Annotated in this window: 12 protein-coding genes and 1 pseudogene; 5 read left to right on the top strand and 8 right to left on the bottom strand. The window is 44.4% G+C overall.

What is annotated here, in order from left to right:
* Positions 1-49: 49 nt before the first annotated feature.
* The 3 genes from potC to potA are packed head-to-tail and all read right to left on the bottom strand — an operon-like array spanning position 50 to position 3,041.
* Entirely contained in the window at positions 50-889 is an 840-nt protein-coding gene (gene potC / locus ABYU67_RS09400; RefSeq protein ID WP_372844740.1) for a spermidine/putrescine ABC transporter permease PotC, read from the bottom strand.
* Positions 889-1,767, bottom strand: coding sequence for a spermidine/putrescine ABC transporter permease PotB (potB, locus tag ABYU67_RS09395; RefSeq protein ID WP_372844739.1), 879 nt, complete (start codon positions 1,765-1,767; stop codon positions 889-891). Before potB ends, potC begins: the two co-directional genes overlap by 1 nt.
* The gene (gene potA, locus ABYU67_RS09390; protein WP_372844738.1) at positions 1,767-3,041 is read right to left on the bottom strand and encodes a spermidine/putrescine ABC transporter ATP-binding protein PotA; all 1,275 of its coding nucleotides are present in this window, start codon (positions 3,039-3,041) and stop codon (positions 1,767-1,769) included. Before potA ends, potB begins: the two co-directional genes overlap by 1 nt.
* A 60-nt stretch (positions 3,042-3,101) precedes the next feature.
* Between potA and ABYU67_RS09385 the strand changes: the two genes are divergently transcribed.
* The 3 genes from ABYU67_RS09385 (at position 3,102) to gloA (ending at position 4,835) form a co-directional block, all read left to right on the top strand.
* Entirely contained in the window at positions 3,102-3,263 is a 162-nt protein-coding gene (locus ABYU67_RS09385) for a hypothetical protein (RefSeq protein ID WP_372844737.1), read from the top strand.
* 245 nt (positions 3,264-3,508) lie between these two features.
* Positions 3,509-4,147 (top strand): carbonic anhydrase, encoded by a 639-nt coding sequence (locus ABYU67_RS09380; RefSeq protein WP_372844736.1) that lies wholly within the window; start codon positions 3,509-3,511, stop codon positions 4,145-4,147.
* A gap of 118 nt (positions 4,148-4,265) precedes the next feature.
* Positions 4,266-4,835 carry a lactoylglutathione lyase gene (gloA, locus tag ABYU67_RS09375; protein WP_372844735.1) on the top strand — a complete coding sequence of 190 codons (570 nt, stop codon included), beginning with the start codon at positions 4,266-4,268 and terminating at the stop codon, positions 4,833-4,835.
* A 111-nt stretch (positions 4,836-4,946) separates the two neighbouring features.
* Here the strand turns inward: gloA and ABYU67_RS09370 are convergent, their stop codons facing one another.
* The 3 genes from ABYU67_RS09370 to ribA form a co-directional block, all read right to left on the bottom strand.
* On the bottom strand, positions 4,947-5,417 hold the full coding sequence (locus tag ABYU67_RS09370) for a cytochrome c (RefSeq protein WP_372844734.1): 471 nt from the start codon (positions 5,415-5,417) through the stop codon (positions 4,947-4,949).
* Positions 5,418-5,838: 421 nt separating this feature from the next.
* Positions 5,839-6,792 carry an oxygen-dependent coproporphyrinogen oxidase gene (gene hemF / locus ABYU67_RS09365; RefSeq protein ID WP_372844756.1) on the bottom strand — a complete coding sequence of 318 codons (954 nt, stop codon included), beginning with the start codon at positions 6,790-6,792 and terminating at the stop codon, positions 5,839-5,841.
* 72 nt (positions 6,793-6,864) lie between these two features.
* Positions 6,865-7,557: a GTP cyclohydrolase II gene (gene ribA, locus ABYU67_RS09360; RefSeq protein WP_372844733.1), complete on the bottom strand. Its 693-nt coding sequence runs from the start codon at positions 7,555-7,557 to the stop codon at positions 6,865-6,867.
* A gap of 560 nt (positions 7,558-8,117) precedes the next feature.
* Between ribA and dxs the strand changes: the two genes are divergently transcribed.
* Entirely contained in the window at positions 8,118-10,160 is a 2,043-nt protein-coding gene (dxs, locus tag ABYU67_RS09355) for a 1-deoxy-D-xylulose-5-phosphate synthase (protein WP_372844732.1), read from the top strand.
* A 374-nt stretch (positions 10,161-10,534) separates the two neighbouring features.
* Positions 10,535-11,362 (top strand): inositol monophosphatase family protein, encoded by an 828-nt coding sequence (locus ABYU67_RS09350; RefSeq protein WP_372844731.1) that lies wholly within the window; start codon positions 10,535-10,537, stop codon positions 11,360-11,362.
* Between the two features lie 53 nt (positions 11,363-11,415).
* On the opposite strand, the gene ABYU67_RS09345 is transcribed toward ABYU67_RS09350, so the two are convergent.
* Both ABYU67_RS09345 and ABYU67_RS09340 read right to left on the bottom strand, forming a co-directional pair.
* Positions 11,416-12,858 carry a wax ester/triacylglycerol synthase family O-acyltransferase gene (locus tag ABYU67_RS09345; RefSeq protein WP_372844730.1) on the bottom strand — a complete coding sequence of 481 codons (1,443 nt, stop codon included), beginning with the start codon at positions 12,856-12,858 and terminating at the stop codon, positions 11,416-11,418.
* A 114-nt stretch (positions 12,859-12,972) separates the two neighbouring features.
* Positions 12,973-13,374, bottom strand: a pseudogene (locus tag ABYU67_RS09340) (thiazole synthase); the annotation flags it as partial.

The following is a 13,374-nucleotide window of genomic DNA, read 5'->3' as shown; positions in this document are numbered from 1 at the left end:
AGCTTTTTATCTAATGATGTTAAATCTGTTACTAAGGTAAAATTTAACATCAGCGCCGACGCAACAGCCATTGCGAGATAACCACCAAAATTAATGAAGCAACCAGTAAAATTGTGCCAATCGCATTGACCTCAGGTTTAAGTCCCACGCGCACCATAGAATAGATACGTAGCGGCAATATCTCATAGCTGGGGCCGGTGACAAAGGTCGATACCACCACATCATCGAGCGATAAGGTAAAGGCAAGCAGCCAGCCTGCCATCACCGCTGGGAAAATGACTGGAATCAAAACCGTACGCACCATCGTTGATTCGCTAGCGCCCAAATCGCGCGCCGCTTCCATCAAGCGCTCATCTAAGCTACTTAAGCGCGCAAAGACAGTAATAACGACAAACGGCAAGCAAAAAGTAATATGCGCTAGTAGCAGCGAGACAAAACCGAGCTGCAGCCCAATTAATAAAAACAGTACCAATAGCGATATCGCTAGCACAATCTCAGGCGACATCATCAGCACAAATAGCAGTCCATTTAATAAACCTTTACCGCGAAAGTCATAGCGATGTAGTGCAAGCGCCGTTAATGTACCGATGATGGTTGATACTGTCGCAGCAACCAAGCCTAAGACAATAGAATGCCAAAAAGCATCAAGCATCGCCTGATTGTTAAGTAGCGACTCGTACCACTTTAAACTAAAACCGCCCCAGTTATAGCCGATTTTTGATTTATTAAAGGACATCACCACCAAGACGATAATGGGCAAATAAAGTAAGATATAAATCAGACCAAGGTAACCGTTAGCAGCGATACTGCCGATACTAGATAACTTGATAGGTCGCTTGCTAGCGTGTTTGGTTTTTATAGGTGAGCGATCGGATAAGTGACCAGACATTAAACCACCTCGCTAAAATCAGTCTTGCCAATACGGCGGCTACTGGCGCGATAAGCAAGTAATAATACCGCCATGGCAATGGTCAATAGCACACTGGCGGCGGCACCAAATGGCCAATCACGGGCATCTAAAAACTGGTTTTTAATAATATTACCAACCAGTAAATTTCGTGAGCCGCCCAAAATATCAGCAACATAGAACATACCCATCGCTGGCAGTAGTACCAACAGCACCCCTGAGATAATCCCCGGTGTGGTCAAAGGGAGTACCACATGCCAAAAGGTCTGTGGTTTTGAAGCGCCCAAATCTTGCGAGGCAAGCAGCATATCATTGCGTAGGTCGCTAAATACTGCATATAGCGGCAGCACCATAAAAGGAAATAATAAATAGGTTAAACCGGCAATGACCGCCCCTTGGGTATATAAAATATCAATCGGCGCGTCGATAATGCCGATTGCTAATAAGGACTTATTAATCAAACCATTACTGGCAAATAATAGTTTTAGTGCATAAGTCCGTACCAAAGAGTTGGTCCAAAATGGCAGTATTAGCATTAGCATCAATAGTGGCTGCCAACGCTTGCTGACTCGAGAGACAAACCACGCAAAAGGATAACCAAGTAATAAGCAAATGAGGGTAGTGATGCCAGCCATCCATAATGAATGCACAAAGACATCGAAATAAAGCGGGTCAATCATGCGCACGTAGCTGTCGATAGTGACCGGCAAACTAATAAAAGCGGTGCTGTCACGGGTCAAAAAGCTGACCGCTATTACCAGTATATTTGGCAATAGCGCAAAGATAAGCAGCCAACCCCAAATCAGCCATAGCGTTGCGGTACGAAAAGGACTTTTATTACTTGTGCCAGTAGGTGCCATTAGTGAATATCCTTTTGGGCAGCTAACTTGCCAATGCCATTATTCAAGCCATTATCTCTATCGCTATCAAGCATATCTTCTTCTGGCAATACCCATTCCCAGCCATCGACCCACGATACTTTGACACCCTCATTAAGCTTATAGTCAAAGCTTGGGTCGTCTTCATCAAAAAACTCTGAGGCTTTAATAATATGTCCGTTATTCAGCTCAATAATTGAATCTAAGGTACTGCCTTTATAGTTACTTTCAATTACCTGCCCCAGTAAGCCGCCATGCTCTTTATCATTGGGATCATAAATACGCAAATCTTCTGGTCGTAGCAATAAATTGACGATATCGCCAACTTGCACGTCATTAGCAAAGTCAGGGCGGCGCAGATTACGCAACGTGGTCGGACCCTCTTGCGCTTGTGCTTCGCAGACTTCGACCTCAATCCGCCCATTGGTCACGCGACCATCACGATCAGGCTGCTCAGGATACACGCCTTTGACTTCTGCCTTAAATAAATTGGTCTCACCGATGAATTTTGCCGTAAATAAATTGGCAGGAGTTTCATAAATCTCAATCGGCGTACCAATTTGCTGAAACTTGCCGTCTTTCATCACCGCAATACGGTCTGACATCGACAGCGCTTCTTCTTGATCGTGGGTCACAAAGACAAAAGTAATACCAAGCTCCCGTTGCAGACGTTTCAGCTCTGATTGCATTTGCAAACGCAGTTTATGGTCGAGCGCTGATAATGGCTCATCAAGTAACAGTAATTTAGGACGATTGATCACCGCTCGTGCAATCGCCACCCGCTGCTGCTGACCGCCAGATAAATCCTGTGGTTTGCGATTGGCAAGGTGCTCAAGTTGCACCATCGCCAGCATCTCACGTACTCGCGTTTGAATCTCAGCTTTCGGAACTTTTTTGAGTTTAAGTCCATAAGCGACGTTTTGCGCCACTGTCATATGGGGGAATAGCGCATATTGCTGAAACACGGTATTGACCGGCCGCTTATCAGCGGACAAGCCTGCCATCTGTACGCCATCGAGATAAATCGCCCCAGCATTTGGCTGCTCAAACCCGGCAATTAGTCGCAGTAAAGTGGTTTTTCCACAGCCTGATGGACCAAGCAAAGTAATAAATTCACCATGCTTGATATCAAGATTGATGTCTGTCAGCACCTCGGTATGGTCATAGGTTTTTTTTAGACCTGTCAGTTGCAGCAACACATTATCAGCGTTCGACAATGCAGAAGCAGTAGGCGTAGATAAATGTGATTCGGTCATAAGAGTTCCTAAATTACCGACATAAATACTAAAATATCAGTGTTAGTCTAAATGCTGTATGTGTTAAATACGATGGCTTGCTATGTCAAAGCCATGAGTTTAAACGGCGGCTGGTCGCAGGCTATTATAACAAACCTTCGCGACAAGTTAGCGCAAGTTCGTTATTGGTTGATTGCACGTTATCGTGTTTTTGAATTGGGGATTAAAGACAATGATGATTAAAGATGACTTTATACTGTCTTAAATAGACTCAATAAGCGCCCTTAAATTAAATAATTTTTATCATTGTTTTGACTATATTCCTATACAATTGAACTACGGATGACAAATATAAAATGATTTGCAGACGTAAAGATTTAAGTAAGGTTTGCCCAAAGCGCCAACCGATATCGAAGACCTAGACTCTATGACAGGATGGTTATAGAGCGATTTATTATGTTAACCAGTTAAATTATCAAGGATTTTTTATGCCTAACGATACACGCCCTAAAACAGGTCAAGAAGCACTGGAGCTTCTTAAACAAGGCAATATACGCTATGTCGACAGCTTGACCAACGCCGATCCCTGTATGCAAAGGCGTCCAGAATTAATCAAGGATCAAGACCCTTTAGCGATTATTTTGGGTTGCTCGGACGCACGGGTGCCCGTTGAGATCGTCTTTGATCAAGGTTTGGGTGATTTATTTGTTATACGCGTGGCAGGCAATGTGGTTGCCCCATCACAAATTGGGTCGGTAGAATTTGCGGCCGAGAAGTTTAATACCAAACTGGTCGTGGTCCTTGGTCATTCACAGTGCGGTGCAGTTACTGCCTGCGTTGAAGCGCTGATCAATCCTGAGCAAAACTACTCGCCAAACCTACAATCTATCGTCGACCGCATCCGCCCAAGTGTCTATAACTTGCATGAACTTGCAACCGCCAACGGTCAAGATGTGGATGCAGACGAGTTGGTTGATCGCTCTATCAGCGCCAATGTCCGTATGTCAGTCAGCCAATTAAAACACGGCTCGCGTGCGTTAGAGGACTTAACCCGTAGTGGTCAGCTATTGATCGTTGGTGCTGAATATGACTTGGAGACCGGCAAAGTACAGTTTTTGGATGCCTGATTTTAGGCTAGTTAATTTTAAGCTACTGAATTTTAGGATACTTAAAGAGTATCCTAGACAGACTGATCGTAAGATTGATGACAGTCGCGATTTAGAATATTTACATATAGGAGTAACCATGAGTAATACAGATACTTTTAATGATGATCATTCAGTGCAAGAGCAACCTGATAGCAGCGTAAAGGTTGAGGGCGTGCAGCCTATCTCAGCACAGACTACAGGCTATACTTTTAACCATACGATGCTACGTGTCAAAGACCCTGCAACATCCTTGGCGTTTTACACCGGTGTGTTGGGTATGACGTTACTGGCGGTCAAAAAATTTCCAGCGATGGGCTTTGATTTATATTTTTTAGCCAAGCTTACCGAGAGCGAGCGTGAAAACTTGCCATCGGGCAATGATTTAGAGATTTTTGCTTTCCGTCAACGTGGTATTTTGGAGTTGACTCACAACTATGGCACTGAGACCAAAGCGGACTTCAGCTATCATGATGGCAACCAAGAGCCGCAAGGGTTTGGACATATCTGTTTTAGCGTGCCCGATTTAAATGCAGCGGTTGCTTGGTTTGATAAAAACAATGTCGAATTCAAAAAACGCCCAGATGAAGGCAGTATGAAAAATATTGTCTTTATCAAAGACGTCGACGGCTATTGGATTGAAATCGTACAAGCGGATTTGATGGCTTAACAATTCGATGAATGAACAGCTTGATGAATTAACGGGTTCATCAGCTCAGTGACTAAAAAAGCCACCTTATTACATGATAAGGTGGCTTTTTTATGGCTAAAGGATTATGACTCAGTCTTTTTTGACTTGAAAATCTGTATGGCATGATTTGCAGCTGTCACCTACAGGTGCAAAAGCGGGCATCACATCGTCAATGCTAGTGGCGGTTTGTGCAGCAGCGTTTAGCTCTGCCGTGACCTTTTGGAAATTATCCGCTTCTGCTTTAAAACCATCAACATTGGACCAAACTGTTTCTTTGGCATTACCAGCGGCATCTTTATTATTAAAATGGCTCCAAGGATTTTTTGACTCTTCTGCTAAAAATGCTGCCTGCTCTTTAAACACTGCCGCATCAAAGGTGTCCGGCTCTTTTGCCATACCGCCCATTACCTTCATCGCATCACCATAGTTTTTCATGATGTCCTGACGGGCTTTAACATCAGGGTCCACCGGCGTACTACAAGCAGCTAACCCTAAAGTTGCTGCCATCAAAGTCATAGCAAAAATAGATTTTAATGATTTTTGATTCGTTACCTGAGTCATAAGTCGTGCTCCTTTTTATGTGGCTAATAAAAAGGTGGCGGCGCATCAATATGCTCGTCACCTGATTAATTGGCTACTATTAAAATAAATATTATTTGATATTTTTAATATGTCTTATTTGTGGGCTCTCTAAAGTATTAGCTTTCTAAAATACTGACTAGCCTATATTAAACAACAACAGCCTTGAGTAGCATAGGGCGAAACCGTGAGTTTTTGTAAAATAGGGGTAATAGATAGGAAAATAAGTATCAAACAGTCATTGCTATAAATTTATAAAGTGCTCTTCTAGAAAATATTGTTTATTTAAAAGAGGGGTTTATTTAAAATAAAAAAGGTCAGTTTGTTTGACTGACCTTTTTTAACAATAAAATGTTTTCTATCAAAATTTATAGATATTACTGAGTTATTATGCCAATTGAGACTATAAAGTCAACCAATCACGTGGTTTTAGATAAAAGTCAGTCAATTCGAATTCAGGCGTACCCTGAGCTGGCTCAAAGCGATAGTGCCAGCTAGCAAGCGGCGGCATACTGACTAAGATAGATTCGATACGCCCATTACTTTGTAGACCGAAGAGAGTACCGCGGTCATAGACAAGGTTGTATTCAACATAGCGGCCACGGCGATACAGCTGAAATTCACGCTCTGCTTCGGTATAAGGCGCATTTTTACGCTGCTCAAAAATAGGTAGGATACCTTCAAGGTAGCCATTACCAACCGCTTGCATGAGCTTAAAACAGGTTTCAAAATCCCAGCCGCGACTTTCAGTATTGACGTCATCATAAAACAAGCCGCCAATACCGCGCTGCTCATCACGATGACGCAAGTGGAAATACTCATCGCACCACTGCTTAAAATCGGGATAAATGTTGTCGCCAAAAGGCGCGCAGAGGTCATGACAGACTTGATGCCAATGCACGCAGTCAGCAAGCACAGGATAAAATGGCGTTAAGTCAAAACCGCCCCCAAACCACCAAATAGGGTCTTTGCCTTCTGCTTCAGCAATAAATAAGCGCACATTGGCATGACTAGTGGGAACGTGAGGGTTTTTGGGGTGTACAACAAGAGATACACCCATCGCCTGTGCTTTGCGACCAGCTATGTCAGGATGACGCGCCGTAGCTGAGGCAGGCAGGTTTTGGACGTGTATATGACTAAACATCACGCCGGCTTTTTCTATCACCTGACCATCTGCTAACACACATGAGCGACCACCGCCGCCTTCAGGGCGTTCCCAATCATCAGGAACAAAGGTAGCGGCTTTTTGTGTATCATTGCAGCCATCCTGCTCTTGAGCTTCTAATGCTTGGCAGATACGCGCTTGCAAGTCGACTAAAAATTCACGCACACGCATAATGTCATGATGACTTGGCATTGTCGCATCGGTCGCTGACACTTTGATATTGTTATCTATCTTTGGGATACTCATAAAATATCTGATTATTTGCTATTTATTAAGGTGTAAGGAGGTATTAAAATCTGTGTCTAGTAGATGCCCCATCCGGTCGCGCTTGGTCGCAAGATACTCAGCATTCATATCATTCACCCCAACAAGTAAGGGCACGCGCTCAACGACATCGATACCATGTTCGGTTAGGTAGGCAACTTTATTAGGATTGTTGGTGATAAGGCGCACCGCATCTACGCCGACATGGGCAAGCATGGCTCCGCACATATCATAGATACGCGCATCAGCCGGTAGCCCTAACATAAGATTGGCATCCAAGGTGTCGTGACCTTGATCTTGCAGGGCATAAGCGCGAATTTTATTGGTCAGACCGATGCCGCGCCCTTCTTGACGCAGATACAAAATTGCCCCGCAGCCAGTTTCTTGTATCGCCTGCATAGCGGTATTGAGCTGTGGTCCGCAATCACATTTTAAGGAGCTAAAAGCATCGCCGGTCAAACACTCAGAGTGGATACGTATCAGAGGGACAGGGCGTTCTGCTAAAGTAGCATCTTGTTGCTCTAAAAGAGCATCAGGCGCGCGCAAGCTGTCAGCAATATCCGTTTGATCTACCACAGGCAGACCCACCGTCAGCATCACATGCTCTTGACCCTCATCGTTTTCAAAGATATGAATATCAAACTCGCCGTGACGAGTAGGCAATTTGGCGCTAGTAATAAATTGATATGACATTAATGCCCTGCATAAGCTGATCATCGTGGCGCTAACTGTCTGACATGGCTTTATAAGAATTGCTAAGTTATTGTAAGGTAGCAAGTGGGTAAAATAATAGTATGATCATTAGATTTATCATAAAACACACAAATTATAAAAACACACAAAGTTCACAGACGGCGCACGATGATTAAAGCGACAATTAAAAATAAATGCTATTATGCCATACTATTTTGACGGATACAGTGACAAGTCTTTGCCCTTACATTACTATGTCGTCACTAACGTCCGATATGGATGCAAAATAATAAGGCATAATAGCCATTGTTATAATCTTTAAGACAGCTGTGCAAGCGGTCTTTAGGCTTATAATTGCACGTTATTGTCTGGTATGAGATAGCATGTTTTGGGTTACTTGCAGCGATAAAAGCTGTATCACTAATTGTATAGTCGATGTCATTAACTGCATGATCAATCACATGGATGATGACATCACTATTATTAACGCCACTTAGACCATTGCTAAACCTTGTCTAAGGTAGCATCTGGTCAGCAGATTGGTAGGTATCGTACGTTTTATGCAGCAGTCACCTCATTCCCCACAGTCTCAGTCATTATCTGCGTCAGCTGTTGATTCTGCTGTGCCGCTATCAAACCTGCAACAGACGTATGCAGTAATCCCACGTGAGCGCCCACATACACCCTTACTCGATAGAGTCGACAGCCCTGCTGATCTCAAAGCTTTTAGCCGTGCTGATCTGATTACATTAGCGGATGAGCTGAGGCTGTTTGTCTTGTATTCAGCCGGTCAAAGCGGTGGTCATTTCGGTGCCAATTTGGGCGTGATTGAATTGACGATTGTGCTGCATCATTTGCTGGACACCCCGCACGATCAGATCGTTTGGGATGTGGGCCATCAAGCGTATGCCCATAAAGTACTGACGGGTCGCCGTGAGCAGTTGGGAACTATTCGCTCTAAAGCGGGCTTAACCGCTTTTCCAGAACGGGCTGAATCTGTCTACGATACCTTTGGTGTTGGACACTCTTCAACGTCTATATCCGCCGGTTTGGGCATGAGTTTAGCGCTACGTTCTCAAGGGCGCGTGCAAACGGTTGCTTGTATTATCGGTGATGGGGCGATGACAGGTGGCATGGCGTTTGAAGCAATGAATGACGCGGTGCAACAAGACGCTGATTTGATGGTAATTCTAAATGACAATGATATGTCGATATCCTGCTCGATTGGTGGATTCTCGCGGCATTTGGCGATGCTGTGGGAGTCGGGGTATCAGGTCGATATTTCTGATGCAGGCGAGCCAATCTTATGTCAGCGTCCTGATATGCAGGCTTTTGATCGACGTAAGCGCCACAAAGAGCAGCGTGAAGTACCGCAGCTAGAAGACAATCTATTTAAGGCGATTGGTTTTACTTACTTTGGTCCGTTTGATGGTCATAGTATTCCTGAGCTGCTGCGCGTCTTGTCGCGTGCTAAGCAGGTTAAAGGCCCAGTTTTAATTCATATTTATACCACTAAAGGTAAAGGCTTTGCGCCCGCTGAACTAGATCCAGTCGGCTATCACGCTATTAGTAGCTTACCTACTGAAGACAGCGAACCCAAAACTGAGAACATAGCCGCTAAGGCTTCTTTAAAGTACTCACAAGTATTTGGGCAGTTTTTATGTGATAAAGCGCAAAAGGACAATAAGCTGCTCGCTATCACTCCGGCGATGGAAGAAGGCTCGGGGATGATTGAGTTTGCTCGTCAATTCCCAGAGCGCTTCTTTGATGTGGCGATTGCTGAGCAACACGCTGTGACGCTAGCGGCTGGTATGGCAACCCAAGGCGTGAAGCCGATTGTGGCGATTTATTCAACGTTTTTACAGCGCGGCTATGATCAGCTGATACATGATGTGGCGTTGCAAAATCTAGATGTGATGTTTGCTATTGATCGCGCTGGCCTAGTTGGTGAAGATGGCGCAACCCATGCGGGCGTATTTGATTTTGCTTTTTTACGCTGCGTGCCCAATATGCTGATTGCCGCACCAAAAAATGAAAACGAATGCTATCATCTGCTCAATACTTGTTACGAACATCAAGGCTGTACCGCAGTGCGCTATCCGCGCGGTGTTGGTACTGGTGCTGCTATTACACAGCCCGCTCAAACTTATGAGATCGGTAAAGCCGTTATAGAGTCGGTATTTGGGGCAGACAATGCGCCCAAAAAATTGGCATTATTGGCATTCGGTACTATGGTCGAGACCGCTCAGCAAACGGCAGAATTTATGACGAATCAGTCGGAATTGACAGCAAACTGTCAGCTGCAGGTGGTCAATATGCGCTGGGTGAAACCTTTAGATACCAACTTGCTTGAAACCTTACTTGAGCAAGGTATCACTCATATCGCAACGCTAGAAGAGCATATGATCATGGGCGGCGCGGGTAGTGCGGTCAATGAATATTTATTAAATGAGTCGGCTGCCTTTAAAGCCCATCGTCCAGCGATCTGCAACATCGGTATTCCTGATCGCTTTGTGGCGCACGGCTCTCAAGCAGAGCAGCTGGCAGATTGTGGTTTAGACGTGGCAGGTGTGGTCAGTCAACTACAGCGGTTGCTATCTTAGGATATTTATTTCAACGTTTGAAAAACGAGGCAGCCGCTGTCTGCTACATTTTAAAAATAATAAATAACCCTAGTTGGCAAAAAGTTGATAAAATAGCTGGGTAAAAAAGAAAGCCTATATTTTTGTGCCAACATATCGCCTGCTTGCCGCAGGTGTGAACTATTTGACAACTTGAGCGGTGCGACCAATAGCAACCATATATTGTGGTTTGCTATGTGGCTTTATTTTTCATTGATTTTATTAGGTAGTGTCGGTGCTATCAGTAGCCCTTACTTTATATACTTTCTTTATTAACAAGCATCTATTGATAGTTGCTTATCCATTAATTAATAGTTATCTAGTCATATTCATTTATCAAACAAGTAGGTTATTCTATGGAACCCATGGTCGTCATCGCAGCGCGTGCTGCTGAAAAAGTCGGTAAAGAGATTTTGTACGCGCATCAAAACCGTCATAAAATTGAGCTAGATATCGAGTCAAAAGGACTAGATGGTCTTGTTACTCGTATTGATCGCTTTAGCGAAGAGCTGACGATTGAGACGCTAAAAGCCAGCTATCCAAATCACTCGTATTTGGGTGAAGAGTTTGGTATGCAAGAAGGTCGCGGTGAAGATGCAGATTGGTGCTGGATTATCGATCCCTTAGATGGCACCAAAAACTTTGTCCATGGCGTACCGCAGTTCTGTGTATCTATCGCTGTACAGCATAAAGGCGTGACTCAGCATGGTGTGATCTATGATCCTGTTCGTGATGAGATGTTCTCTGCAAGCCGTGGTAAAGGCGCGCGCTTGAACAATCGCCGCATGCAAGTGAGCGAGCGCAAAACCATTGACGGTGGCTTATTTACTACCGGTCATCCGCTTGAGCGTAAACGCAATGGCGAAGTCATCTCATATGCCAAGCAGCATTATGAAAGCCTACAAAAAATCTCAGAAGCAGGCGGTCAAGTTCGTCGTTTAGGCTCAGCTGCCCTTGATTTATGTTATGTGGCTGCTGGTCGTTTTGATGGCTATTTTGAGATGTCGATCAAGCCTTGGGATATCGCCGCAGGTGAGCTGATTGTTACTGAAGCACGTGGCGTGGTCGTTGATCATACAGGCGCTCACAACTCGATGACGTCAGGCTCTATCTTTGCTTGTAATGTAAAACTGCTCAAGCCATTGATGCAAGTGGTTGTCCCATCATGGGGTGACGCATTTTAAGTGCCATTTACGTGTCATGATTAAGACAACTGAATACTAAAAAGCTGGTGCCGTTATGGCGCCAGCTTTTTTATTTTATGTTTACCTTTTTTATAGCCGCCTTTATCTTCAACTGTAATGCCTTGAAACTTAAGTTCTTTACTGGTGGTTTCTAACAGCTGTAACTCTTCTTCGATAAGGGTCAGCATTTCTTGCACATGCGGTAATGCTTTACTACAAGCCGTAATCCCAAATTCGATCTTATCTAGATAGCTTGCCAGGGTAATATTCATTGCTTGACCATTGAACACAATGGACGCAGGATACAGCGATTGCAAACGCGCACCATTCCAATATAGCGGCTTTTCAGAACCAGGTACATTAGAGATAATCAGATTAAACGCCTGCTTTTTGGGAAATAAACTGGTCGCTAAGTTGATCCCTTGCCAGGCATAGGCAATCACACTGTAATTAATTACCTGAGCTTGATTCATGCGTCGAAAGCGGCGTTTGCCGTTATTCATACTGTTGTGAATCAGTTTGATGCGGCTCAAAGGATCATCTAAATGCGTGCCCAGATTGGCCAGTACAAAAGATAATTGATTGCCTGATACGCTGTCATCTGTCCGTAGCGACATCGGTACAAAAGCAATAAGTGGTTTGCTAGGCAAGGCATCCATGGCTATGAGATAACGACGAATGGCTCCTGCGCATACCGCCAGCACCACATCATTTTTGCTGATATGTAGCCGCTCAGCAATATCGTTAAAGCGATGTATATCATAAGACTGTGCAGCTATACGCCGTGATGCTGAGATGCGTTTATTCAGCACACTCATTGGTGCATCAAAGGTGCCGACATAACTGTCATCGCCATAATGTTTTAAATTATCCAGCAGTTCGGTAAACACAGGTCTAATGGTAGATATTTGCTCTTTAATAATGCGTAATGCCGAGCGCTCTTTGGGTAAAATGGCATCGAGTTGATTGCGATGGCGTGCCATTAATGACCAAATCGGTAGCGTTACCGGCTCATTGGGCGTTTGTGATAAGGATTTTTTGACCAGGCGCATGGCAGCGATACCATCGACCAACGAATGATGAATCTTGAAATATAGGGCAAAACGCTCGGGGCTGCCGTCACTTTCTGGTTGAATACCTTCGATAACGTGACACTCCCACAGCGGCATAGCACGATCCAGCAGCCGACCATGCTCTCTTGACACATACATCAATAGTTCGCGAACCCGTGCAGGCTTTGGTAGAGCAACATGATGCAAGTGATGTTCAACATCAAAATGTTTGTCCTTTTTCCAAAATACCAAATGCTCAAGCACTTGATTAAAAGGAAAGGTGGGCGGCACATCAGAATCTTGCATCTGTTTAACCAGTTGGCACACAAAATCGCTATCTGAGTTCTCTGGCAACTCAAATAGGAATAGACCTCCAACATGCATGGGCTGTTTACGCGACTCAAGAAGTAAAAACAACTGGTCGACTGCTGTGAGAAGCCGCATAATAAATCCTTTTATGATGATAAGGTGAGTAAGGGTTACTTCTATTTTTATTATTTTACAGCGGACTTTTTACTAACTGCTTTTAGATTGAATCAATGTCATAAAATTTACAAGCTATTGAAAAAAGTACCCGGTTTGCGGTGAGCTGGCAGCCGCCATTTTGCGCATGGGCATACGACCTGCCAAGAAAGCCTGACGACCTGCCCAGACTGCATGCTTCATGGCATGAGCCATCATAACGGGGTTTTGCGCATTGGCAATCGCTGAGTTCATCAGTACGCCATCACAGCCAAGCTCCATAGCAATCGCAGCATCAGAAGCCGTACCGACACCCGCATCAACCAATACCGGTACTTTGGCATTTTCAATAATCAAGCTTAGCGTATGACGATTGAGCAAACCAAGACCAGAGCCAATCAGGCTACCAAGTGGCATAATCGCCACGCAGCCCATGCTCTCTAATTCTTGAGCGACGATAGGGTCGTCTGAGGTATAAACCATCACCTCAAACCCATC

Origin of the sequence: Psychrobacter sp., from assembly GCF_041554015.1 — a bacterium.
Classification (GTDB): Bacteria; Pseudomonadota; Gammaproteobacteria; order Pseudomonadales; family Moraxellaceae; genus Psychrobacter.
Note: the sequence above shows the minus strand (reverse complement) of the source record. Positions and strands in the feature narration are given on the sequence as shown.

Bases quoted from the DNA above. Each gene is read 5' to 3' on its own strand.
- potC (WP_372844740.1), bottom strand. From the start codon at position 889: ATGTCTGGTCACTTATCCGATCGCTCACCTATAAAAACCAAACACGCT.
- potB (WP_372844739.1), bottom strand. From the start codon at position 1,767: ATGGCACCTACTGGCACAAGTAATAAAAGTCCTTTTCGTACCGCAACG.
- potA (WP_372844738.1), bottom strand. From the start codon at position 3,041: ATGACCGAATCACATTTATCTACGCCTACTGCTTCTGCATTGTCGAAC.
- ABYU67_RS09380 (WP_372844736.1), top strand. From the start codon at position 3,509: ATGCCTAACGATACACGCCCTAAAACAGGTCAAGAAGCACTGGAGCTT.
- gloA (WP_372844735.1), top strand. From the start codon at position 4,266: ATGAGTAATACAGATACTTTTAATGATGATCATTCAGTGCAAGAGCAA.
- ABYU67_RS09370 (WP_372844734.1), bottom strand. From the start codon at position 5,417: ATGACTCAGGTAACGAATCAAAAATCATTAAAATCTATTTTTGCTATG.
- hemF (WP_372844756.1), bottom strand. From the start codon at position 6,792: ATGCCAAGTCATCATGACATTATGCGTGTGCGTGAATTTTTAGTCGAC.
- ribA (WP_372844733.1), bottom strand. From the start codon at position 7,557: ATGTCATATCAATTTATTACTAGCGCCAAATTGCCTACTCGTCACGGC.
- dxs (WP_372844732.1), top strand. From the start codon at position 8,118: ATGCAGCAGTCACCTCATTCCCCACAGTCTCAGTCATTATCTGCGTCA.
- ABYU67_RS09350 (WP_372844731.1), top strand. From the start codon at position 10,535: ATGGAACCCATGGTCGTCATCGCAGCGCGTGCTGCTGAAAAAGTCGGT.
- ABYU67_RS09345 (WP_372844730.1), bottom strand. From the start codon at position 12,858: ATGCGGCTTCTCACAGCAGTCGACCAGTTGTTTTTACTTCTTGAGTCG.